This window comes from Reyranella sp. (assembly GCF_965227665.1).
Lineage (GTDB): Bacteria > Pseudomonadota > Alphaproteobacteria > Reyranellales > Reyranellaceae > Reyranella.
Genome location: NZ_OZ245767.1, coordinates 44,194 through 67,575 on the forward strand (window position 1 = coordinate 44,194; position 23,382 = coordinate 67,575).

Here is a 23,382-nt window from a genome sequence, read left to right on the forward strand (position 1 = left end):
CAAAATTACCTGCGGGCAACTGGGAATAAATCGCATTTGAATTGCCAGTTTTCACCCCGAGTGATATCGGGGCCATTGATACTCACTCGCATCGGAGGAAGACGTGAAGAGACGTGCGCTCGTGAAGGCTGGCCTGGCGTTGGGTTCCGGTGCGTTCATCGCCCGCCGGGCCTGGGCTCAGGGCGGTACGCTCAACCTCTATTCGGCCCGCCACTACAAGACCGACGAGGCACTGTACGGCAACTTTGCGGATCTGACGGGCGTGAAGATCAACCGCGTCGATGCCGAGCCGGATCCCCTCATCCAGCGTCTGCGCACCGAGGGCGACAAGAGCCCCTGCGACGTGTTCATCACCGTCGATGCCGGCCGCATCGAGCGCGCCCGCGAAATGGGGCTGCTGCAGGCGACCGATTCGCCCGTCCTGGCCAAGGCGATCCCCGCCCATCTGCGCGATCCCGACAACACCTGGTTCGGCTTCTCCAAGCGCGCCCGCATCATCGTGTTCAACAAGGAGAAGATGCAGGCGGCTGCCGCACCGCAGAACTACGAGGATCTCGCCGACCCGAAGTGGAAGGGCAAGGTCCTGATCCGCTCCTCCGGAAACATATACAACCAGTCGCTCACCGGCTCGATCCTCGCGGCCGACGGTCCGGAGAAGACGGAAGCCTGGGCCAAGGGCGTTGCCGCCAACCTGGCGCGTCCGCCGCGCGGCGGTGACACCGACCAGATCAAGGCCGCCGCCGCGGGCGAGGGCGACGTCGCGGTCGTGAATACCTACTACTTCGTGAACCTGATCCGCTCGTCCAAGCCTGAGGACCGCGAGATCGCGGCCAAGCTGGGCGTGATCTTCCCCAATCAGTCCAACCGCGGCACGCACGTGAACCTGAGCGCCGGCGGCGTAGCCAAGCACGCCCCGAACAAGCAGGCGGCGGTCAAGTTCCTCGAGTACCTGGTCTCGCCGCAGGCCCAGAAGTACTTCGCCGACGGCAATTCGGAATACCCCGTCGTGGCCTCGGTCGAGCTTTCGCCGGAGCTCAAGGCGCTCGGCACCTTCAAGGAAGACCAGCTCAACGCCCGCGTATTCGCCCAGAACAACGCCGAGGCGCTGAAGATCATGGACCGCGCGGGCTGGAAGTAGGACGTCCCGACGCCGCCACCGTGCGGCTGAGGAGGATCACCGGTACAAGCGACACGGTGACGATCAGAATCGATCCGACGGCGGCCTGGGCGAGGCGCTCGTCGGATGCGAAGCGGTAGACCCCGATGGCCAGCGTGTCGAAGTTGAACGGCCGTATCAGCAGGGTCGCCGGCAGCTCCTTCAGCACCTCGACGAAGGCTACGATGCCGGCCGTCAGGGCAGGCGCGCGCAGCATCGGTATATGGATCCGCCACAGGACATCGCGTGGCCTGGCTCCCAGGATCCGCGCGCTCGCGTCCATGGCCGGATCGATCGCGGCAAGTCCGGGCGCGACGTTGGCCATGCCGACGGCGAGGAAGCGCACGGTATAGGCGACGAGCAGGGCGAAGGCGGTCCCGCTCAGCAGCAGGCCGGTCGGCACGCCGAGCACCTGCCGCGAGAGCAGATCGAGGCCGTGATCGGCGAATGCCAGAGGCAGCAGGACGCCAACGGCGATGACGGCGCCGGGGATGGCATAGCCCAGCGATGCGAAGGCGATGGTGCGATGGAGGAGCCGCCGGCGGACGAGGCGACCGGCGTAGCTCAGGAAAACGGCGAGGCTGACGATGATGACGGCCGCCACGGTCGCCAGAATCAGGCTGTTGAAGGCGTCACCGATGAAGCGCTGGTCGGTCATCAGCACCCCCGAAGACAGTGCGAGCTGCGCGAGGTGCGCCGTCGGCACGACGAAGCCCAGCAGGATCGGCAGGGCGCAGGCGGCCAGGGCGGCAAGGCCCGCTGGCCGGGCGAGCTGCACCGGCTCGGCGACGTAGCGCAGGTTCGAGGCGATAGTGAAACTCGCCCGTCCGCGCGACCGGTATTCCAGGGCGACGAGAGCCACGGCGATCAGGATGAGAACCATGGAGAGCTGCGCGGCCCCCTCGCGATTGCCCATGCCGTACCAGGTTCGGTAGATCGCCGTGGTGAAGGTGTGAATGCCGTAATACTGGACGGTGCCGAAGTCGGCGAGCGTCTCCAAGAGCGCGAGAGCCGCGCCCGCGGCGATGGCCGGGCGGGCGAGCGGCAGGCCGATCCGCAGGAACGTGCGCCAGGGCCCGTTGCCGAGGATGCGGCTCGCTTCGAGCAGGGACTGCGACTGGACAAGGAAGGCTGTGCGCGCGGCAAGATAGACGTAAGGGTAGAGGACCAGCGTGAAGAGCAGGGCGACACCCTGGGGCGAGCCGAACTGCGGAAACCAGTAGTCGCCGCGGTTCCACCCCATGGCGGCGCGCAGCCCCGATTGCAGCGGGCCGGCGAAGGTCAGCAAGTCGGCATAGGCGTAGCCGATGATGTAGGTCGGCATGACGAGCGGCAGCAGCAACGCCCATTGCAGCACACGGCTTCCGGGGAACCGGCACATCGTGACGAGCCATGCGGTGCCGGTGCCGATCACCACCGTGCCCAGGCCGACGCCGACCAGCAGGACGATGGTGTTGTGGGCAATGTCGCGGAGCTGCGTCTCGGCCAGGTGACGCCAGAGTTCGCCCTGGGGGCTCAACAGGCTGGAGGCGATGCCGAGCAGCGGCAGCGCGACGACGGCCGCCACGGCGAGGGCGCCCAGTCGCCAGATCAACGATGCACCAAAAGAAAACGCATGCCATCGCGGAGCGATGGCATGCGTTCGAAGCGCTGCGCGGTGCCTGTCGGCACGCGGATTACTTCTGGTCGGCCGGCGCTTCCTCGGCCTCGGCCTCGGCGGTCTCGCCCTCGGCAGCCTCGGCAGCCTCGGCCGACTTGGCCTCGAACAGCGCGGCGGCCTGGTCGGCTGCACGCTGGGCGGCTTCCGCCGCCTCCATGGCCGCACGCTCGGTCTCCGCGACCAGCCTGCCGCCCTTGGAGAGGAACTCGGCCTCTTCGGCGGAGCGGGCGACCAGCACGGAGATCTCGACCACCACTTCCGGATGGAGGTGGATCTTGATCTTGTGCTCGCCCAGCGCCTTGATCGGCTTGTCCAGTTCGACCTGGCTGCGCTCGATCTTGACGCCCTGGGTGGCGGCGCCGTCGGCGATGTCACGCGAGGTGACCGAACCGTAGAGCTGGAGGGCCTCGGAGGCCTGCCGGATGATGATGACCTTGAGGTCGTTCATCTTGGCGCCGACCGCTTCGGCTTCCGAGCGGCGCTCGAGGTTCTGCGCCTCGAGGACCTTACGCTGCGATTCGAAGTAGGTGATGTTGTCCTTGGTCGCGCGCAGCGCCTTCTTCTGCGGCAGGAGGTAGTTGCGGGCGAAGCCGGGCTTCACCTTCACAACGTCGCCCATCTGGCCCAGTTTCGGCACGCGCTCGAGCAGGATGACGTTCATCGGCATGATTGCGTCTCCCGACTAGGCGATGAGGTAGGGCAGGAGGGCCAGGAAGCGGGCGCGCTTGATCGCCTGGGCGAGTTCGCGCTGCTTCTTGGACGAGACTGCCGAGATACGGCTCGGTACGATCTTGCCGCGTTCGGAAATGAACCGCTGCAGAAGGCGCACGTCCTTGTAGTCGATCTTCGGGGCGTTGGCGCCGGAGAACGGGCAGCTCTTGCGGCGGCGGGTGAACGGACGACGCTGTGCGCTCATGCTTCTTCTCCCGTTTCAGAGGCCACCGGGGCGGCACCGCCCTCGTCGCCGAAGCGCGAACGCTCGCGACGCGGCGGGCGATCGCCCCAGCGGTCGCCACGATCGCCACCCGGGCGGTCGGACTTCTCGGCGCTGCGCACCATGATGGCCGACGGGGCTTCCTCGAGCTCATCGACGCGCACGGTCATGTAGCGGATGATGTCTTCGTTGATCGACATCGTGCGCTCCAGCTCCTTCACCGCCGCCGACGGGGCGTCGATGTTGAGCAGGGTGTAGTGACCCTTGCGGTTCTTCTTGATGCGGTAGGTCAGCGAACGCAGGCCCCAATACTCCTTCTTGGAGACGGTGCCGCCCATGCTGGTGACCAGTTCGGAGAACTGGGTGGTCAGAGCCTCCACCTGCGTCGTCGCAACGTCCTGACGCGCAATGAAGACATTCTCGTAGAGTGCCATGTAGATTCGGCTCCTTATGGCTGTTAGTGACCCGGAGTTCCAAGGAACCGCCCGGATCTAGCCGCCCCACGCGGAATGCACCGGGGCGGCAAGGAGATCGGGGCCGACGGAGGCCCCGAAGAGGGGCGGTTATACAGGCAGGCAGTCTGAAAGCAAGTATTCCCGGTGCGGCTTGACTGCGTCCCGCGCCCCGGTATGACTGCCCGCAATCGCGATGAAAATCATGGGAAAACGCGCATGAGTCGGGCTTTCGTCTTTCCGGGGCAGGGATCTCAGGCTGTCGGCATGGGGGCAGATCTCGCAGGTGCCTTTGCCACCGCCCGGGAGGTGTTCGGGGAGGTCGACGAGGCGCTGAAGCAGAATCTGTCGAAGTTGATGCGGGAGGGCCCGGAGGGCGACCTCGTCCTGACGGAGAACGCCCAGCCCGCCCTCATGGCCGTGAGCGTCGCGGTCACCCGGATCCTGGAAAAGGACGGGGGAAAGCCGCTGTCGTCACTCGCCGCCTATGTCGCGGGACATTCGCTCGGTGAATATTCGGCGCTTGCCGCCGCCGGCGCCCTGACGCTCGCGGACGCCGCCCGCCTCCTGAAGCTCCGCGGGCAGTCCATGCAGAAAGCCGTCCCGGTCGGGGTGGGTGCCATGGCGGCCCTGCTCGGCATCGAGCTGGAAGCCGCTCAGGAAGCCTGCAAGGAAGCAGCCCAGGGGGAGGTCGTCACGGTCGCCAACGACAATGGCGGCGGGCAGATCGTCGTGAGCGGCCACAAGGAAGCGGTCGAGCGGGCCATCGAGGCTGCCAAGTCCCGGGGCTGCAAGCGCGGCATGATGTTGCCGGTGAGCGCTCCCTTCCATTGCCCGCTGATGCAGCCGGCCGCCGACGCCATGAAGGTCGCGCTGGAGGAAATCGTGCTGACGCCCCCGCGTGTGCCGCTGGTGTCCAACGTGCTGGCCTCCGAACTCAGCGACCCGGCCTCGATCAAGCAGAGGCTGGTGGAACAGGTCACCGGCCTCGTCCGTTGGCGCGAGAGCGTCCAGTATATGAAGACCAAGGGCGTCGACGCCTTGGTCGAATGCGGAACCGGCAGGGTCCTGTCGGGCCTCGTGAAGCGTATCGACAAGGACATGACTGGCATGGCGCTGAACACGCCAGCGGACATCGAAGCCTTCCTGAAGACGGCATAAGGAGAGAGTGCCATGTTCGATCTGAGCGGCAAGGCAGCTCTCGTCACCGGCGCATCCGGTGGTATCGGCGGGGCGATCGCGCGCGCGCTGCACAAGCAGGGCGCGACCGTCACGCTGTCCGGCACACGCGCGGAGGCCCTGGAGCAGCTCAAGGCGTCGCTCGGCGAGCGGGCTCACGTGGTGGCAGCGCGGATGGACGATCCGGCCGACATCGACCGGCTGGCCAAGGAAGCCGAAGCCGCGATGGGCGGCAAGCTCGACATTCTCGTGAACAACGCCGGCATCACGCGCGACAACATCTCCATGCGCATGAAGGACGAGGAGTGGGAAAAGGTCCTGCAGGTGAACCTGACGGGCACCTTCCGCCTGATCCGAGCGTCGATGCGGGGAATGATGAAGCGGCGCTTCGGCCGGGTCGTGAACATCACCTCCATCGTCGGCGTCACCGGCAATCCGGGGCAGGCGAACTATGCGGCGGCCAAGGCGGGCCTGATCGGCATGTCGAAGTCGCTGGCGCAGGAGCTGGCGTCGCGCGGCATCACCGTGAACTGCCTGGCGCCGGGCTTCATCGCCACGCCGATGACCGACGTGCTGACGGACGACCAGAAAAAAGCCATTCTCGGGCGCGTCCCTGCCGATCGGCTGGGCACGCCCGAAGAGATTGCGGCCGGCGTGGTCTACCTCGCCAGCGACGAGGCCGCCTACGTTACGGGTCAGACGCTGCACATCAACGGCGGGATGGCGATGATCTGAGGGACAGGCCTACAAGTGCCTGATTCTGTGGGCTTTTCGGACCTAGCCAATGGCCCGGGAGCTATGTTAAGAGCCCGGCATTCGCCAACCCCCTGGCGACCGGAATTAGTTGGATAGACGGGAAGGACAAGAAATGAGCGATATTGCCGAGCGCGTTAAGAAGATCGTCGTCGAGCATCTCGGCGTTGAGGCCGCGCAGGTCAAGGAAGAGGCCAAGTTCATCGATGATCTGGGCGCGGACAGCCTCGACACGGTCGAGCTGGTGATGGCGTTCGAGGAAGAGTTCGGCATCGAAATTCCCGATGACGCGGCGGAGAAGATCCAGACCGTCGGCGACGCCATCGGCTTCATCAAAGGCACCGCGAAGTCCTGATCTTCACCGGTTCCTGAAAGAGGAAGGGCGGAAGATGAGGCGTGTTGTCGTAACCGGCATGGGGATGGTCACGCCGTTGGGTGACGGCGTCGACACGAACTGGCGCCGCCTGATGGCGGCGGAGTCCGGCATCCGGTCGATCCAGGCTTTCGACACTTCGGATCTCGCGACCAAGATCGCGGGCGAGGTGCCCCAAGGCGACAAGGCAAACGGCCACTTCAATGTGGACGATTACCTTGCGCCCAAGGAGCAGCGGAAGCTCGACAAGTTCATCATCTTCGGAATCGCGGCCGCCCAACAGGCGGTCGAGGATTCCGGCTGGATGCCGCAGGACGAGGAGGGTCTCAACCGGACCGGCGTCATGATCGGCTCCGGAATCGGCGGTCTCCAGACGATCTACGAGACGTCGCTGATCCTGAAGGAGCGGGGACCTCGCCGCGTCAGCCCGTTCTTCATCCCTTCGGCCCTCATCAACCTCGTTTCGGGGCAGGTCTCGATCAAGTACGGCTTCAGGGGGCCGAACCACGCCGTCGTTACGGCCTGTGCCACCGGGGCGCACGCGATCGGCGACGCAGCCCGGCTGATCCAGTACGAGGACGCCGACGTCATGGTGGCCGGCGGCGCCGAAGCGGCGATTTGCCGGATCGGCATCGCGGGCTTCAATGCCTGCAAGGCGCTGTCGACCGATTTCAACGATACGCCGACGCAGGCCTCGCGTCCGTGGGACAAGCGGCGCGACGGCTTCGTGATGGGCGAGGGCGCCGGCTGCCTCGTGCTCGAAGAATACGAGCATGCCAAGAAGCGCGGCGCCAAGATCTACGCCGAAATTCTGGGCTACGGCCTGTCCGGTGACGCCTATCACATCACGGCTCCGTCCGAGGATGGCGATGGTGCGGTGCGCGCCATGAAAGCGGCGCTGAAGCGCGCCAATCTCGGTACGGACCAGATCGACTATGTGAACGCCCACGGCACATCGACGATGGCCGACGTGATCGAGCTGGGCGCCGTGAAGCGCACCTTCGGTCAGGACGTCCACGCTCTCTCAATGTCGTCGACCAAGTCGGCCACCGGCCATCTGCTGGGCGCAGCCGGCGCGATCGAGGCGATCTATGCCATCAAATCCCTGATCGATCAGGCGGTTCCGCCGACGCTCAATCTCGACGAGCCAGACGAGGGCTGCGACATCGATCTCGTGCCGAAGCAGGCCAAGCAGCGCAAGGTCCGCCACGCGCTGAGCAACTCGTTCGGCTTCGGTGGCACCAACGCGTCCCTGATCGTCGGACCCGTCTGATTTCTTTCTGAGGAGCTGAGTCATGCTCAGCTACTTCCGCTGGGTTCTCTTCTTCATCGCGCTGTTCGTCACCCTGATGGGCGGCTCGATCTATGTCGGCCACGTCATCCTCACGGCTCAGGGGCCGCTCGAGCAGACGAAGAACATCGTGATCCCGCGCGGCGCGGGACCGACCACCATGTCCAAGCTGCTGCAGGAAGAGGGTGTCATCGCCCACCCGCGGCTGTTCCGCGTGGCACTGATGATCGATCCCTCGCCCAAGCCCATCAAGGCCGGAGAGTACGAAGTGCCGGCCCATACCTCGATGCAGTCGCTCGTCGAGCTCCTGCAGTCGGGCAAGGTCGTGCAGCGACGCCTCACGATTCCCGAGGGCATGACGACGCCCGAGGTGCTGGAACTCGTTCGCAAGACCGAAGCGCTCTCGGGCGACATCACGCTCGACGTGAAGGAAGGAGACCTCCTGCCGGAGACCTACTTCTATTCGCGCGACGACACCCGCGACGGGCTGCTGCTGCGCATGAAGGAGGCGATGGAGAAGACGCTCGACGAGGCGTGGCGCAAGCGCGCCGCCGGCCTGCCGCTCGCCAACAAGCGCGAGGCGCTGATCCTGGCGTCGATGGTGGAGAAGGAGACGGCGGTGCCGTCGGAGCGCACCCGCGTGGCCGCGGTCTTCATCAACCGGCTGCGCCGTCGCATGAAGCTCGAGAGTGACCCCACCACCATCTATGGCCTGACCGAAGGCAAGGCGCCGCTCGGCCGCGACCTGACGCGCACCGACCTGCAGTCGAACACGCCGTTCAACACCTATGTGATCGCGGCCCTGCCGCGCGGACCGATCTGCAATCCGGGACGCGCCTCGATCGTCGCCGCGACCAACCCGGCGCGCGACCGTTCGCTCTTCTTCGTGGCCGACGGGCAGGGCGGTCACGCATTCGCCCTCACGTTGCCGGAGCACAATCGCAACGTCGAACGTTGGCGCCAGATCCAGCGCGAGCGGGCGGACTCTCAACCTCAGACCCAGCCGCAGACGCCGGCGCTACAGGCGCCAGCAACCCGGCAATAGCATGCCGGCAGCGCTCCTTCTGGCGCTTCTCGCTCTCGCGGCCGTCGCTTTGGGCATTTCCTGGTTCCTACGCGCAAACGCCTCCTCCATGGCGCGCGTCTTGCGTGTGATCACGATGGTGCTCGGGGGGATCGGTGTGGGGGGCTTGCTGGTTTTCGGCCTTCGCTTCGTACCGGCCTTCATGCCTGAACTCCTTGGCCTTGCGGGCGTAGTTATCACAGCGCTGATTGCACGGGCGGTACGGCAGCGAGCGTCGGGCGGCTTCAGTTCACCCGGTGCCGGCCAGCGAACGGAGGTCAGGACGACCTTCCTGCAGGCTTGGATCGATCATGCGAGCGGCGACGTCGGCGGGACTGTGCTGGCAGGGCGGTTCGCGGGGCGCGCCCTCGACGTGCTCGGGGACGGAGAGCTCCTGGACCTGCGGGAGGAATGTGCACGCGATGCCGATTCGCTGAGGGTGCTCGAGGCCTATCTCGACCGGCGGCTCGGCGCCGACTGGCGCGCTGCCCGGCAGGCTCCTCCGCAGGGCGGTCCACGTGCCGACATGACGCGTGACGAGGCGCTTGCGGTCCTCGGACTCGAGCAGGGCGCCACGGCCGATGAGATCCGCGCGGCCCATCGGCGGCTCATTCAGCGCATGCATCCGGATGTCGGGGGGACTGCGGATCTGGCGGCGCGCATCAACCGCGCCAAGGATGTCCTGCTTGGCAGTTGATCTTGCCAGGCAGAGCGTCGACATGGCATCAAGCCTGCCGTGGCCTGCCACCATCCTTTCAAATCATTGATTCTAATATACAAACCAGACACCAAGTGAGGTCGATCAGCATGGCGCAGCGTGTTCGTAAAGCGGTCCTGCCCGTCGCCGGTCTGGGAACGCGTTTCCTCCCTGCGACCAAAGCCATGCCGAAGGAGATGCTGACGGTCGTCGACCGGCCCCTCATCCAGTATGCGGTGGAGGAGTGCCTCGCGGCCGGAATCGAGGAATTCGTCTTCGTGTCCGGGCGCAACAAGGGCGCGCTGGAAGATCACTTCGATCACGCCTACGAACTCGAAGCGACGTTGGAGCAGCGCAAGAAGGCGCCCGAACTGCAGATGACCCAGGGCGCGACGATCAAGCCCGGCAATGCCATCTTCACGCGTCAGCAGAAGCCGCTCGGCCTCGGACATGCGGTGTGGTGCGCCCGCCACTGGATCGGAAACGAGCCGTTCGCCGTCCTGCTGCCGGACGAATTGACGATCGACACGCCGAGCTGCATTGGCCAGTTGGTGGCGGCACATGAGCGGACCGGTGGCAGCGTCGTGGCTGTCATGGACGTGCCGCGGGAGCAGACCAAGAGCTATGGGATTGCGGCGGTGAAGAACGAGCAGGGTAACCTGTCGGAGATCACCGGGATGGTGGAAAAGCCCAGGCCGGAAGAGGCACCCTCGACCCTGGCCCTGATCGGCCGATACGTGCTGCTGCCTGAAGTCTTCGAGCATCTGGACCGGCACGAGACCGGTGCCGGCGGCGAAATCCAGCTCACGGACGCGATGGCGAAGATGATCGGTCATAAACCGTTCCACGCCCTTCGCTATGCTGGACAGCGCTACGATTGCGGCAACCGACTCGGCTTCCTCGAGGCGAACCTCGCCGTAGCCCTGCACCGCGTCGACACTGCCGCGGAGACGCGGGCCCTTCTTGGTCGTTTCGTGAAAGGCTGACCAAATGCGTATTGCTATGATCGGATCCGGCTATGTCGGCCTCGTTTCCGGAGCGTGTTTTGCCCACTTCGGCCACGACGTTATCTGTGTCGACAAGGATGCGGCCAAGATTGAGCGGCTGCGCAAGGGTGAGATTCCGATTTTCGAGCCCGGGCTCGACAAGCTCGTTGCTGACAATGCGCGGGCGGGCCGTCTCAACTTCAGCACGCAACTGGGCGATGCCGTCGGCGATGCCGATGCCGTCTTCATCGCCGTCGGGACGCCGACGCGTCGCGGCGATGGTCATGCCGACCTGTCCTACGTCTATGCCGCTGCAGCGGAAATCGCCCGGGCCATCCGCGGCTACACGGTCGTGGTGAACAAGTCGACCGTGCCGGTGGGTACGGGGCGCGAGGTGGCCCGGATCATTCGCGAGTCGAACCCCGCCGCGGAGTTCGATGTCGCCTCCAATCCGGAATTCCTGCGCGAGGGCGCGGCGATCGAGGACTTCATGAAGCCCGACCGCGTCGTGATCGGCGTCGAAAGCCAGCGCGCGCAGGAGGTGATGTCCATGATCTATCGCCCGCTCAATCTCATCCAGACGCCCATGGTCTTCACCAACATCGAGACGGCCGAGGTTACCAAGTACGCCGGCAACGCCTTTCTCGCCGCGAAGATCACCTTCATCAACGAAATCGCCGATCTCTGCGAAAAGGTCGGCGCCGATGTGCATGACGTGGCGCGCGGCATCGGGCTTGATGGCCGCATCGGCCGCAAGTTCCTGCATCCGGGTCCGGGCTTCGGCGGCTCCTGCTTCCCCAAGGACACGCTTGCGCTGGCCTACACCGCGCGTGAGGTCGATGCGCCCCAGACGCTCGTCGAGCAGGTCATCCAGGTGAACAACAGCCGCAAGAAGAAGATGGCGCAGAAGGTCATCGACTTCTGCGGCGGCTCGGTGTCGGGGCTCACGATCGGCGTGCTGGGGCTGACGTTCAAGGCAAACACCGACGACATGCGCGACGCGCCGTCCCTCGACATCGTGCCGGCCCTGCAGGCTGCCGGCGGCAAGATCGTGGCCTTCGACCCCGAGGGCATGATCGAAGCCGCGCGCCTCATGAAGGACGTGATCTTCGCCGAGAATGCCTATGAGGCGGCCACCGGGGCCGATGTGCTGGTGGTGATCACCGAATGGCACGAGTTCCGTGGCCTCGACCCGCGCCGCATCAAGGAAGTCATGCGACAGCCCCGAATCGTCGATCTGCGCAACATCTTCGATCCCGCGGAAATGCGGTCGCTCGGCTTCGCCTATGACAGTATCGGCCGGCCCCTCGCGCACGGCTGACTGTCCGTACGGTCCCTTTCCGGAGTCATTTAAATGAGCCAGATGGCGCACAAGTTCGATCCGAGTATCCTGCGTGAGTACGACATCCGGGGAATCGTGGGCGACACGGTTCATGCCGCGGATGCGAGGGCGATCGGACGCACCCTGGGCACGCTTGTCCGTCGCAACGGCGGCAAGCGCGTGGCGCTTGGCTATGACGGAAGGCTGAGTTCTCCCGAACTCGCTGCCGCCTGTATCGAGGGCCTGACCGCCGCGGGGATCGATGTGATCGACATCGGCCTCGCCGCGACGCCGATGCTCTACTTCGCGGTCTATCACCTCGAGGCCGATGGCGGGATCCAGATCACGGGATCGCACAATCCGCCGGACTACAACGGCTTCAAGATGATGATGGGCAAGAAGTCCTTCTTCGGTGCCGACATCCAGAAGCTCGGCGAGATGGCCGGGAAGGCGGATTGGGAAACGGGGGAAGGCAAGGTCGAGAAGCGTGCGATCCTGGCCGACTATGCTACGCGGCTCCTGCGCGACGTCAAGCCCGGCAAGAAGCTCAAGGTCGCGTGGGATACCGGAAACGGGGCGGTCGGAGTCTCGATCCGGTCGGTCGTCGACAAGCTCGAAGGCGAGCATTTCGTGCTGAACGAGAAGGTCGACGGTACCTTTCCGGCGCATCACCCGGATCCCACCGTGCCGAAGAACCTGGAGCAGCTCATTGCCGAGGTGAAGGCGCGGGGTTGCGACCTGGGCATCGCCTTCGATGGCGACGGTGACCGGATCGGGGCCGTGGACGGGCAGGGCCGCATCCTGTGGGGCGACCAGCTCCTCGTCCTGTGGGCGCGCGACGTCCTGAAGAGCCATCCCGGCGCGACCATCATCGCCGACGTGAAGGCGAGCCAGGTCCTGTTCGACGAGATCGCCAAGGCCGGCGGCCAGCCGCTGATGTTCAAGACCGGCCATTCCCTGATCAAGAGCAAGATGGCCGAGATCGGCTCCCCGCTTGCCGGTGAGATGAGCGGCCACGTGTTCTTCGCCGACACTTTCTACGGCTTCGACGACGCCCTTTACTGCGGGTTGCGGCTTCTCAACATCGTGGCGAACGCCAAGGAGAGCCTCGCGGATATGCGTGACGGGCTGCCTCAGCCGGTCAACACGCCCGAGCTGCGCTTCGATTGCCCCGACGACCAGAAGTTCGGCGTGGTCGAAAAGGTCAAGGCGCGCCTGCAGAAGGACGGCGCCAAGTTCTCCGATATCGACGGCGTGAGGGTCAGCACCAAAGAGGGATGGTGGCTGCTGCGCGCGTCGAACACGCAGCCGGTGCTGGTGGCACGATGCGAGGCGGCCGACGATGCCGGCCTCGAGCGCTTGATGGCCGACCTGAAGGCCGCCTTGGCGGCGTGCGGCGTGGATCTCCCGGACGACGCCGCATCCGGCCATCACTGATGCGCTTCTTCTTCTACGGCACGTTGCTCGATCGCGACGTGACGGCCCTGGTTCTGGGGCGGCGGTTGCCGCCTCAGGCTTATGTGGCGGCACGTCTGCAAGGTCACGAACGACGGCGCGTGCAGGGCGCCACCTATCCCATCGTCATCGCAGATCCATGCAGCGAGGTGCCGGGTGCGGTGGTGGGCGGCCTCAGCGACCGGGACATCGCGCACCTTGCGGCCTATGAAGGGCCCGGTTACCGGATCGCGCCGCTGCGGGTGAAGCTACAGGGGCGGATTACCGAAGTTTCGGCCTTCGAGCCCATACAGTCGCGCCTGATACCGAGTCCCGAATTATGGGACCTGGCGCTCTGGCAGCGCCGTCACAAACGGTCGTTCGTCGATCGATTGAAGAAAGCGCTCAGCGTGCACCCGGCGTATTCCAGGCCGTGACCTGGAGCGCCGCGCAATAGACCTTGCGCTTCTCGAGCCGCTTGCAGCCCTCGATCGCCTGGTCCTGCGACAGGTTGATGAGCCGTGCCCGATGGAAGACGCGGTTCGCCATCTGAACCTCGTCGACGATTGCCGATGCCGAACGCGCATCGGGAAGGGCGGCGGTCGCTCGTTCCAGGGCGGCCTGGGCCGCCTGCGGGTCGCTGAAGGATCCGACCTGGATTACCCAGCTGCCGAGCGCGGGCGTATCCGTCGCGGCCGGCGGAGCGGCGGTGAAAGCGGCGGGGGCAGCCGGCGTCGCCGGGGCGGGCGGGACGAAGCCCGCATATTTGGGGTTGACCTGCTTCGAGGGGGTTGCCGGCGGCCGGTACGCCTCGGCGAAGCTGGCGCCGGGATCGAACTGGGCCGCCGTGTAGCGCGCCGATGCCGGCTTGCGCACCGATGTCCAGGGCGAAAGTTGCATGGCCTGCGCCAGGGCGAAGCCGCGATCCATGAGAGCGGCCATCGTCCGGTCGCGCTGGGCGGCGCTGGTGCCGCCCATGACGACACCGATCAGGCGGCGGTTGTCGCGCACCGCCGACATCACGAGGTTGAAGCCCGAAGCGTTGGTGTAGCCGGTCTTCAATCCGTCGGCGCCTTCGTAGTTGCCGAGCATGCGGTTGTGGTTCTCGAGGGTGCGTCCGCGATACGGGTAGCTCTGCACCGAGAAGATCGCATAGTAGTGCGGATAGTCGCGCAACAGCGCGTTCGCGAGCTTCGCCAGGTCGCGGGCGGTGGTGACCTGCTCGCTGTTGGGCAGGCCGGAGGCATTCCGGAACACCGTCGAGCTCATGCCCAGCTGGCGCGCCTTCTGCGTCATGAGCCTGGCGAACGCTTCCTCGCTGCCGGCAAGGCCTTCGGCAAGAAGTACGGCCGCATCGTTGGCCGAGCGGGTGACCAGCGCCATCGTGGCATCGCGCACGTTCACGGTGCCGCCGGGCGTCATGCCCATCTTCGTGGGCGGCGCGTTCAGGGCATTCACGGACACCGGCAGGCTGTCGCCGAGGGACAGCCGGCCCGAATCCAGGGCCGAGAAGGTGAGGTAGATCGTCATCAGCTTGGTGACCGAGGCCGGATGACGAAGTTCATCGGCGCGATCCGAAGCGAGCTCGCGGCCGCTCGTCGCGTCGACGATGAGGTAAGAGTCCTTTGCCGTCACCGCCGGATTGGCGACCCAGGAGGCGGATGTATTGCGTGAGGCGGCTTTTGCGCGCGCCTTGGCGGGCGGGGCGGCCCGCTTGACCGACTTCGCCTGGGTCTGGGCGTCAACAGGGGAAGGCGCGAGCGAGGCACCTAGGAAAAGAATGCTGACGGCGAGCCAAGAAAAGCCGACCGCAATTCGCCTGAGGGGAAATGTCATTGCGAATACGCCACACGCGAAATCAGATTCTTGTGCTCATTCAACCGCTTATGAGCAATTGCTGGAACTTTACTAAAGTTTGTGGGGCTATGCAACGCAAGTCATGCCGCTCTGCTGCCCCAGTTGGTTCGGATTATGCAATCCTCTCATTAGGAGACGTGATGAAGGCATTCTTGCTGGCGCTGGGAGTCCTGACCGCGGTTTCGGCGACGCCCGCTGTTGCTCAGCGGCCGGACCGCAATGTCGAGTTGCCGGTCGTGCGCAGTTTTCATTGGTTCGACTTCGTGGCGGCCGATGACATTCGCGCCGCCTGCGTGCCGGGCGGGCGAAGCCATCTCAGACTCATCTACAATGCCCTCTGGGAGGAGCAGGTCCGCGCCTATGACATCTACCTGCAGCCCGACGGCGTGGCCGGAATGAACATCGGCGTGCTGGAAGGGCAGGGCAATGTCACGACCGGCATCACCAACATGCTCATCTCCAAGCCGAAGGACATCTTCGCGCCCTGGAGTATGAAGGGCGGCCAGCGCATCCTGACTGTCGAGGAGACGCGCGAACTCATGGCAGCGCTTGAGGAGAGCCGCGCCTTTGGTCCCCCCAAGGATGGAATGCGCCTGCCCGACAACGACTTCTGGTGGACCGTCGCCTCCTGCCGGAATGGCGTGTGGGGGTTCCAAGCCTATCACTATCCGACCGATGGCTTTGCGAACGTCAAATTCGCGGCCAAGCTGTTCTCCTGGGACAAGGTGCCGGTCCCGGTCAATCCGCCGCGCAAGCTGGAGCCCGCCGAGCTGCGCCGCGACTGGAACGCGCCGCTCCACCGGGCCCGCGCCGACCGCTGGATGCTGGTGGTCGGAAAGGACGGTCTGCGGCCGAGGTAGCGGAATCCGTAACGCTACCTATATAATTCACGGGTGGTTTGTTTTTGGAGCGTGACGACGACGATGGATTTTCTGCGCAACGCAGGCGAATGGCGGCTGGGCGGGGCGGACGACCCTCCGCAACAGCCGCCCGGTGGGCCGCCCCAGCAGCCGCCCCGCCGGGACGACGGCGAAGGTGACGATGGCCGCACCGGCGCGTTGACGCTCACGCGGACGCGGACGAAGAAGCCGTCGATGTACAAGGTGCTGATGCTGAACGACGACTACACGCCGATGGAGTTCGTGGTCGACGTTCTGCAGAACATCTTCCAGAAGAATCGCGAAGAGGCGACCGAGGTCATGCTGCACGTTCACCAGAAGGGCGTGGGGGTCTGCGGCGTCTACACGTACGAGATCGCCGAGACCAAGGTCACGCAGACGGTGGATTACGCGCGCAAGAATCAGCACCCTCTCCAGTGCACGTTGGAGAAAGAGTAACGGCGGCCGAGAGTAGTTCGTTTTTCCAGTCGAGGTGGTTCGATGTCCATGCTGTCCAAGAACCTCGAGAAGTCCCTGCATCGCGCCTTCGGGCTCGCAGGCGAGCGTCGCCATGAATATGCGACGCTGGAGCATCTCCTGTTGTCCATGACCGAGGACGAGGATGCCGTTCCCGTGCTCAAGGCGTGCGGGGTCGACATCGACCGTCTGCGACACGATCTGGAGACCTTCGTCGACAACCGCCTCAAGGGCATCATTACGCAGAGCGCGAGCGAGCCGTTGCCCACCGCCGGTTTCCAGCGCGTGGTCCAGCGGGCGGCCGTGCACGTGCAGTCGTCGGGCCGCAACGAGGTCACCGGCGCCAACGTCCTGGTTGCCTTGTTCTCCGAGCGCGACAGCCACGCCGTCTCGTTCCTCGAGAACCAGGGCATGACCCGGCTCGATGCGGTCGACTTTATCAGTCACGGCAAGGCCAAGGTGCCCGGCCGCACGCGCACACGCCGCGTCAGCGGCTCGGAGGAAGAGGCGGGGGGCGAGGCGGCTGCCAAGCAGGGCAACGAAGCGCTCGCGACCTACTGCGTCGATCTCAACCAGAAGGCCCGGGAGGGGCGCGTCGATCCGCTGATCGGCCGTGAGCATGAGGTCGAGCGCACCATCCAGGTCCTGTGCCGGCGCACCAAGAACAACCCGCTCTATGTCGGCGAACCCGGCGTGGGAAAGACGGCGATCGCCGAAGGCCTTGCCCGCAAGATCGTCGACGGCGAGGTGCCGGAAGTCCTGAAGGAAGCCGTCATCTACTCGCTCGACATGGGCGCCCTGCTGGCGGGCACCCGCTATCGCGGCGACTTCGAGGAGCGGCTGAAGGCCGTCCTGACCGAGCTCAAGAAGAAGCCGAATTCCGTCCTCTTCATCGACGAGATCCACACGATCATCGGCGCCGGCGCGACGTCGGGCGGCTCGATGGACGCGTCGAACCTGCTGAAGCCGTCGCTGCAGTCGGGCGAGCTGCGCTGCATCGGCTCGACGACCTACAAGGAGTATCGCAACTACTTCGAGAAGGATCGCGCTCTGGTGCGGCGCTTCCAGAAGATCGACGTGCCTGAGCCCACGATCAGCGATGCCGTCGAAATCATGCGCGGCCTCAAGCCCGTCTACGAGAAGCACCATCACGTGAGCTTCACCGACGACGCCATCAAGGCCGCCGTCGAGCTGTCGGCGCGCTACATCCACGACCGCAAGCTGCCCGACAAGGCGATCGACGTGATCGACGAGGTGGGGGCCGCCCAGATGCTGCGTGCGCCGGCCGACCGCAAGACCGTGATCGAGGTGACCGACATCGAGGACGTCGTCGCCAAGATCGCCCGCATCCCGCCGAAGTCGGTGTCCAAGGACGACACCGAGATGCTGCGCACCATCGACCGCGACCTGAAGACGGTCGTGTTCGGCCAGGATCATGCGATCGACCAGCTCGCCGCTTCGATCAAGCTCGCCCGCGCCGGTCTTCGGTCGCCGGAGAAGCCGATCGGCAGCTACCTGCTGGCCGGCCCGACCGGCGTCGGCAAGACCGAGGTGACGCGCCAGCTCGCGCGCCTGCTCGGCCTGGAGGTCATCCGCTTCGACATGTCGGAGTACATGGAGCGGCACAGCGTCTCGCGGCTGATCGGCGCCCCGCCGGGCTATGTCGGCTTCGACCAGGGCGGCCTGCTCACCGACAAGGTGAACCAGCATCCCCATTGCGTCGTGCTGTTCGACGAGATCGAGAAGGCCCATCCGGACGTCTTCAACGTCCTGCTGCAGGTGATGGATTACGGCAAGCTCACCGACCATAACGGCCGGACGGTGGACTTCCGCAATGTCATCCTGTGCATGACCACCAACGCCGGCGCCGCCGACATCGCCAAGCCTGCCCTGGGCTTCGGCCGCGAGCAGCGGCACGACGAAGACAACGAGGCGATCAACCGCATGTTCGCCCCGGAGTTCCGGAACCGTCTGGACGCGATCATCAAGTTCGCCAATCTCGGCCCGGAATCGATGGGCAAGGTGGTCGACAAGTTCGTGGCCGAACTCGAGGTCCAGCTCGCCGACCGCAAGGTCTTCATCGAGCTGACCGATGGTGCGCGCCGCTGGCTGGCGGAGAAGGGCTACGACAGGCTGTTCGGCGCCCGTCCGCTCGGGCGGGTGATCCAGGAATACGTGAAGAAGCCGCTGGCCGAGGAGGTGCTGTTCGGCAAGCTCTCCGACGGCGGCACGGTGCGGGTCGACGTCGATGCGCCGGGCGAGGCTGGCAAGCTCGTCTTCACCTTCCTGCCGCCTGAGCGCGGGGCATTGCCGCCCGCGAGCCAGGAACCGGTGCTCGCCGAATAGTGAGTGCGTTCAAGCCTCTCTGGATCGCCTTTCGCGCCGCGGTGCTCGCCACCGCGGTGTTCTGGGTGGTCTTGTTCATCATCGACAAGATCGGATGGCAGGCGCCGCTCGGGCTCACCGAACAGCTCGTCTTCTTCGTCGTATTCTTCTTCGGGGTCCTGATGGCCAAATAGGCCGTCAGGCCTCGTTTTCTTTGCGGAACGGCGAGTACTGCATCAGCCCTTCGATCTCCTGCTGCACGGCAATCCGTTCACGCTTGAGGTAGTCGTCGACGGCGCGCCGGAAATTGGCATCGACGATCCAATGGGCGGAGTAGGTCGGCACCGGCAGATAGCCGCGCTGAATCTTGTGGTCGCCTTGCGCTCCCGCCTCGACCCGCGCCAGCCCGTGGGCGATCGCATAATCGATGGCCTGATAGTAGCAGGCCTCGAAGTGCAGGAAGGCGTGGCTTTCGAGGCAGCCCCAGTAACGACCGTACAGCGTGTCGTCGCCCCTGAGATTGAGGGCGCCGCCGACGGGACGGCCATCGGCCTCGGCCAGAACCAGCACGACCTTGTCGGCCATGGTCGCGCCCAGGATGTCGAAGAAGGATCGCGTCAGATAGGGCGTGCCCCACTTGCGGCCGCCGGTATCCATGTAGAAGGCGAAGAAGGCATCCCAGTGTTCGGGCCGGATGTCGTCGCCGCTCAGCGTATGGATGACCAGGCCCTCGCGTCGCACGGCCTCGCGCTCCTTGCGGATCGCCTTGCGCTTGCGCGAGGAGAGTGCCGCCAGGAAATCGTCGAAGGTCCGGTAGCCGTCGTTGCTCCAGTGATATTGCTGTCCGAGACGCAACAGCCAGCCGCGCTCTCCGAAGCGCTTCCACTCCTCTTCGGTGCAGAAGGTGGCGTGGACCGAGCTGATGTTGTTGTCGCCGGCGACCTTGGCCAGCATGTCGATCAGGGCGTCGCGCACGGCGTCCGCCAGCGGTCCCGGGCGGGCGAACAGGCGCGGGCCCGGCACCGGCGTGAAGGGGACGGCGACCTGAAGCTTGGGATAGTAACGGCCGCCCGCGCGTTCCAGGGCCTGGGCCCAGCCATGGTCGAACACATACTCGCCCTGGGAATGGCTCTTCATGTAGAGCGGGGCGGCCCCCTGAAGCGTCCCGTCGTCCGATTCGGCCAGCAGATATTGTGGCTGCCAGCCGGTGCGGCGGCCGACCGATTTCGAGTCCTCCAGCGCCTTGAGGAAGCGATAGCTCAGGAACGGGCTGCCGGCGGATCCCGGCGCGAGCGCACAGGCATCCCATTGGGCGGCGTCGACCGCTGCAAGCGAATCGACGATGCGCAGGCCGATCGTCGGGGCATCATCCGGCATAAACGCAGCATAGCGCGAATCGTGCCAGCACGATGGCCAATCGTTGTCGCCGATTCTACTCGGCAGGCTTGTGTTCGCGGGCCATCTGGTCGGCCGAGCGGCTGAACTTGCGGGTCGCCCACAGGCTGAGCCGGTCGATATAGACCAGGACCACCGGAACGACGACCAGGGTCAGCAGGGTCGAGCTGATCAGGCCGCCGATCACGGCGTGCGCCATCGGGGCGCGCTGGGTGGCGCCTTCGCCCAGGCCCAGCGCCAGCGGCAGCATGCCGAACACCATGGCGAGCGTGGTCATCAGGATGGGCCGCAAGCGGATCGAGCCGGCCTCGAGCAGCGCCTCGTTGACCGGCGTTCCGCGCTCCCGGGCCTGGTTGAAGAAGTCGACCAGCAGGATGGCGTTCTTGGTGACCAGTCCCATCAGCATGATGAAGCCGATCGCCGAGAAGATGTTGAGCGTCGTGCCGGCCACCAGCAGGCCGAGGAACACGCCGATCAGCGACATCGGCAGCGACATCATGATGGCGATCGGCTGCAGGAAGCTGCCGAACTGGGAGGCCAGGATCAGGTAGATCAGGATGACCGCCATGAGGAGGGCCTGCCCGGCATAGGCAGCGCTCTCCGCCATGTCCTTGGTCGAGCCGCCGAACACGAAGCGGTAACCGGGCGGCAGCTTGATCTCGGTCAGGACCTGCTGCAGGTCGCTCGAAACCTCGCCGGCCGAGCGGCCGTGGACGTTGGCGGTGATCTGGACCTCACGGTTGAGGTCGCGGCGGTTGATCTGCGAGGCGCCGACATCGGTCACGACGTCGGCGATCTGCGCGATGTGAACCATGCGCGGCAGGCCGTTCGGCTCGGTGCCGGCCGTGAACCAGACCCTGTGCAGGTCGGCGATACCGGTGCGGTCGTCGGTCGGCAGGCGGACCATGACCATGTAGTTCTCGCCGTCGGGCGCCCGCCACAGGCTGGTCTCGTCGCCGGCGAAGAGGGGGCGCAGCGACTGGGCGACCGCGGCGGTGCCGAGGCCGAGGTCGGACGCTGCGTCGCGGCGCAGGCGGACCGACAGGATCGGCTTGGCAGCCTTGAGATTGCGGTCGAGGTCGACGAGGCCGCGGATGCCGGCGGCGCGCTTCATCACGTCCTGCGAGATGGAGTCGAGCACGTTGGTGTCGGGTCCCTGCAGCGAGAGCTGGAGCTGCTTCTGGACGCCGCCGCCCGGTCCGCCGGGAATGTTGATGGAAACCAGGATGCCCGGGATGCTGGCGAGCCGTTCGCGGATCGGCTGGGCCAGCTGCTCGGGCGAGCGCTTGCGGTCCTTCAGCGGCTTCAGCTTGAGATAGAGGCTCGCCTGGTTCTTGCCGTTGGCATAGCCGGTATTGACCGTGCCGTAGGTGTAGTCGATCTCGGGAAACTCGCGCAGCGCCGCATCGACCTGGCGCAGCTTGGCTTCGGTATATTCGAGCGACGAGCCGACCGGCGTCTCGATGCTGACGACCTGCTCGCCGAGGTCGGCCTGCGGCACGAACTCGAAGCCGATGTATTTCGGCAGCGCGAAGCTGCCGACAAAGGTCGCGAGCGCGATCAGCAGGGTGGTCTTCGGCCAGCGCAGGGCCCAAGCGAGAACGACGCGATAGACGCCGTTGGCCTTTTCCTGGGTGCTGTTGACGATGCGGGCGAAACGGCCGTTGCCATGGGCCTGCGGGTCGTACCAGACCGACGACAGCATCGGGTCGAGGGTGAAGGACACGAACAGCGAGATCAGCACGGCGGCCGAGACCATGACGCCGAACTGGAAGAAGAAGCGGCCGATGATGCCGCCCATGAAGGCCACGGGCAGGAACACCGCCACGATGCAGAAGGTGGTGGCGAGAACGGCCAGCCCGATCTCGTTGGTGCCGTCGATGGCGGCCTGGCGGTGCGACTTGCCGAAGCCGATATGGCGCATGATGTTCTCGCGCACCACGATCGCATCGTCGATCAGGATGCCGATGGCGAGGCTGAGCGCCATCAGGGTCAGCACGTTCAGGGTGAAACCGAAGGCGGCCATCACCATGAAGGCGCCGAACACCGAGATCGGCAGGGCAAGGCCGGTGATGACGGTGCTGCGCCAGGAATGCAGGAACAGGAAGACGATGGCGATGGTCAGCAGGCCGCCCTCGATCATGGTCTGCTGCACGTTGTCGACCGAGTTCTGGATGCCGCGCGAGCTGTCGCGCACGATCTCGAGCTTCACGTCGGATGGCAGGGAGGCCTGCAGTTCGGCGACGGCGCGCCGGACGCCGCGCGCCACCTCGATCGTATTGGAGCCCTGGGTCTTCACCACGTCGATGGCGAGCGCGCGCTCCCCATTCAGGGTGGCAACGTTTTCGAGTTCCTGCTGGCCGTCGACCACGGTGGCGACCTGGCGGAGATAGACGGGGGCCTGGCCGCGGCGGGCCACGATGAGGTCGGCGAAGTCGCCGGGCTCGACGACGCGGCCGGTGACCTCGATCACCCGGTCGTCGTTGCCGCGCTGGACGTTGCCCGCGGGAAAGTTCTGATTCTCGTCCTTGATCGCCCGCATGATGTCGTTCACGCCGACGCGGAGCGCGTGCATGCGACCGGGATCGAGCTCGATGTTGATCTGCCGCTTCAGGCCGCCGGCGATGGTGGCGCGGCCGACGTCTCGGACGGTCTGCAAACGCTTGATGATGATCTGGTCGGCGAGCGTCGTGAGGTCACGCACCGAGCGGATATCGGAGCGCACGGCGATCGACACGATGGGCTGGTCGTCGGGATTGAAGCGCTGGATCAGCGGCTCCTTGATCTCCGGCCGGAAGGAGGCCCGCACCATCTGGACCTTCTCGCGGACATCCTGCATGGCGACGGCGGAGGGGACCGACAGTTCGAACTCGGCGATGACGATCGACTTGCCCTCGAGCGAGCGCGAGGTCAGCGTCTTGAGGCCGGCAATGGCGTTGACCGATTCCTCGATCTTGCGGCTGATCTCGCTCTCGACCGTCTCCGGCGAGGCGCCGGGATAGTCGGTGGTGACCACGACGATGGGGAAGTCGACGTTGGGGAACTGGTCGATCCCGAGCTGGCGATAGGAGAACAGGCCCATCACCAGCAACGCCACCATCATCATGGTGGCGAAGACCGGATTGTCGACCGCGATCTGGGTGAGCTTCAC

At 65.5% G+C, this 23,382-nt stretch carries 22 protein-coding genes; 15 read left to right on the plus strand and 7 right to left on the minus strand.

All coding sequences use genetic code 11. From position 1 onward, the window contains the following. Positions 1-103 precede the first annotated feature (103 nt). Positions 104-1,138 (plus strand): Fe(3+) ABC transporter substrate-binding protein, encoded by a 1,035-nt coding sequence (locus ACO07I_RS00225; RefSeq protein WP_422013153.1) that lies wholly within the window; start codon positions 104-106, stop codon positions 1,136-1,138. On the opposite strand, the gene ACO07I_RS00230 is transcribed toward ACO07I_RS00225, so the two are convergent. The 4 genes from ACO07I_RS00230 to rpsF all read right to left on the minus strand — a co-directional run bounded on the left by ACO07I_RS00230 (position 1,113) and on the right by rpsF (position 4,184). Beyond that, positions 1,113-2,750: an ABC transporter permease gene (locus ACO07I_RS00230; RefSeq protein ID WP_422013155.1), complete on the minus strand. Its 1,638-nt coding sequence runs from the start codon at positions 2,748-2,750 to the stop codon at positions 1,113-1,115. The two genes, ACO07I_RS00225 and ACO07I_RS00230, sit on opposite strands and share 26 nt — an antisense overlap. Positions 2,751-2,832: 82 nt before the next feature. Beyond that, positions 2,833-3,477 (minus strand): 50S ribosomal protein L9, encoded by a 645-nt coding sequence (rplI, locus tag ACO07I_RS00235; protein WP_422018388.1) that lies wholly within the window; start codon positions 3,475-3,477, stop codon positions 2,833-2,835. A gap of 21 nt (positions 3,478-3,498) precedes the next feature. Further along, positions 3,499-3,732 carry a 30S ribosomal protein S18 gene (rpsR, locus tag ACO07I_RS00240; RefSeq protein ID WP_295135841.1) on the minus strand — a complete coding sequence of 78 codons (234 nt, stop codon included), beginning with the start codon at positions 3,730-3,732 and terminating at the stop codon, positions 3,499-3,501. Beyond that, complete coding sequence (rpsF, locus tag ACO07I_RS00245; RefSeq protein WP_422013157.1) at positions 3,729-4,184, minus strand: 30S ribosomal protein S6; 456 nt, start codon at positions 4,182-4,184, stop codon at positions 3,729-3,731. Before rpsF ends, rpsR begins: the two co-directional genes overlap by 4 nt. Before the next feature lie 237 nt (positions 4,185-4,421). On the opposite strand from rpsF, the gene fabD reads away from it, so the two are divergent. The 10 genes from fabD to ACO07I_RS00295 all read left to right on the plus strand — a co-directional run bounded on the left by fabD (position 4,422) and on the right by ACO07I_RS00295 (position 13,736). After that, positions 4,422-5,363, plus strand: a complete 942-nt coding sequence (fabD, locus tag ACO07I_RS00250) for an ACP S-malonyltransferase (RefSeq protein ID WP_422013159.1) — start codon at positions 4,422-4,424, stop codon at positions 5,361-5,363. 12 nt (positions 5,364-5,375) lie between these two features. Continuing rightward, positions 5,376-6,116: a 3-oxoacyl-[acyl-carrier-protein] reductase gene (fabG, locus tag ACO07I_RS00255; RefSeq protein ID WP_298315969.1), complete on the plus strand. Its 741-nt coding sequence runs from the start codon at positions 5,376-5,378 to the stop codon at positions 6,114-6,116. A 133-nt stretch (positions 6,117-6,249) separates the two neighbouring features. Beyond that, positions 6,250-6,489 (plus strand): acyl carrier protein, encoded by a 240-nt coding sequence (locus ACO07I_RS00260; protein ID WP_295135853.1) that lies wholly within the window; start codon positions 6,250-6,252, stop codon positions 6,487-6,489. A gap of 34 nt (positions 6,490-6,523) precedes the next feature. Next, the gene (gene fabF, locus ACO07I_RS00265; RefSeq protein WP_422013162.1) at positions 6,524-7,780 is read left to right on the plus strand and encodes a beta-ketoacyl-ACP synthase II; all 1,257 of its coding nucleotides are present in this window, start codon (positions 6,524-6,526) and stop codon (positions 7,778-7,780) included. Positions 7,781-7,802: 22 nt separating this feature from the next. Then, positions 7,803-8,843 carry an endolytic transglycosylase MltG gene (gene mltG, locus ACO07I_RS00270; protein ID WP_422013164.1) on the plus strand — a complete coding sequence of 347 codons (1,041 nt, stop codon included), beginning with the start codon at positions 7,803-7,805 and terminating at the stop codon, positions 8,841-8,843. Between the two features lies 1 nt (position 8,844). Then, the gene (locus tag ACO07I_RS00275) at positions 8,845-9,558 is read left to right on the plus strand and encodes a DnaJ domain-containing protein (protein ID WP_422013166.1); all 714 of its coding nucleotides are present in this window, start codon (positions 8,845-8,847) and stop codon (positions 9,556-9,558) included. 110 nt (positions 9,559-9,668) lie between these two features. Beyond that, positions 9,669-10,544 carry a UTP--glucose-1-phosphate uridylyltransferase GalU gene (gene galU, locus ACO07I_RS00280; protein WP_422013168.1) on the plus strand — a complete coding sequence of 292 codons (876 nt, stop codon included), beginning with the start codon at positions 9,669-9,671 and terminating at the stop codon, positions 10,542-10,544. 4 nt (positions 10,545-10,548) lie between these two features. Next, positions 10,549-11,865 (plus strand): UDP-glucose dehydrogenase family protein, encoded by a 1,317-nt coding sequence (locus ACO07I_RS00285; RefSeq protein ID WP_422013170.1) that lies wholly within the window; start codon positions 10,549-10,551, stop codon positions 11,863-11,865. A gap of 33 nt (positions 11,866-11,898) precedes the next feature. Further along, positions 11,899-13,302, plus strand: coding sequence for a phosphoglucomutase/phosphomannomutase PgmG (gene pgmG / locus ACO07I_RS00290; RefSeq protein ID WP_422013172.1), 1,404 nt, complete (start codon positions 11,899-11,901; stop codon positions 13,300-13,302). Beyond that, a complete protein-coding gene (locus ACO07I_RS00295) occupies positions 13,302-13,736 on the plus strand; it encodes a gamma-glutamylcyclotransferase family protein (RefSeq protein ID WP_422013174.1) in 435 nt (144 codons plus the stop codon). Before pgmG ends, ACO07I_RS00295 begins: the two co-directional genes overlap by 1 nt. Here ACO07I_RS00295 and ACO07I_RS00300 read toward each other — a convergent pair. After that, positions 13,705-14,934 (minus strand): serine hydrolase, encoded by a 1,230-nt coding sequence (locus ACO07I_RS00300; RefSeq protein ID WP_422013176.1) that lies wholly within the window; start codon positions 14,932-14,934, stop codon positions 13,705-13,707. The genes ACO07I_RS00295 and ACO07I_RS00300 overlap by 32 nt on opposite strands. Before the next feature lie 362 nt (positions 14,935-15,296). Between ACO07I_RS00300 and ACO07I_RS00305 the strand changes: the two genes are divergently transcribed. From ACO07I_RS00305 to ACO07I_RS00320, 4 genes are all read left to right on the plus strand, one after another. Further along, entirely contained in the window at positions 15,297-16,016 is a 720-nt protein-coding gene (locus ACO07I_RS00305; protein ID WP_422013178.1) for a hypothetical protein, read from the plus strand. 63 nt (positions 16,017-16,079) lie between these two features. Then, positions 16,080-16,493, plus strand: coding sequence for an ATP-dependent Clp protease adapter ClpS (gene clpS / locus ACO07I_RS00310; RefSeq protein WP_422013180.1), 414 nt, complete (start codon positions 16,080-16,082; stop codon positions 16,491-16,493). A 42-nt stretch (positions 16,494-16,535) separates the two neighbouring features. Further along, positions 16,536-18,857 carry an ATP-dependent Clp protease ATP-binding subunit ClpA gene (gene clpA / locus ACO07I_RS00315; protein ID WP_422013182.1) on the plus strand — a complete coding sequence of 774 codons (2,322 nt, stop codon included), beginning with the start codon at positions 16,536-16,538 and terminating at the stop codon, positions 18,855-18,857. Next, positions 18,857-19,030 (plus strand): hypothetical protein, encoded by a 174-nt coding sequence (locus tag ACO07I_RS00320; RefSeq protein ID WP_422013184.1) that lies wholly within the window; start codon positions 18,857-18,859, stop codon positions 19,028-19,030. Before clpA ends, ACO07I_RS00320 begins: the two co-directional genes overlap by 1 nt. A 4-nt stretch (positions 19,031-19,034) precedes the next feature. Here the strand turns inward: ACO07I_RS00320 and ACO07I_RS00325 are convergent, their stop codons facing one another. Both ACO07I_RS00325 and ACO07I_RS00330 read right to left on the minus strand, forming a co-directional pair. Beyond that, positions 19,035-20,213: a GNAT family N-acetyltransferase gene (locus ACO07I_RS00325; RefSeq protein ID WP_422013186.1), complete on the minus strand. Its 1,179-nt coding sequence runs from the start codon at positions 20,211-20,213 to the stop codon at positions 19,035-19,037. A gap of 55 nt (positions 20,214-20,268) precedes the next feature. After that, entirely contained in the window at positions 20,269-23,382 is a 3,114-nt protein-coding gene (locus ACO07I_RS00330; protein ID WP_422013188.1) for an efflux RND transporter permease subunit, read from the minus strand.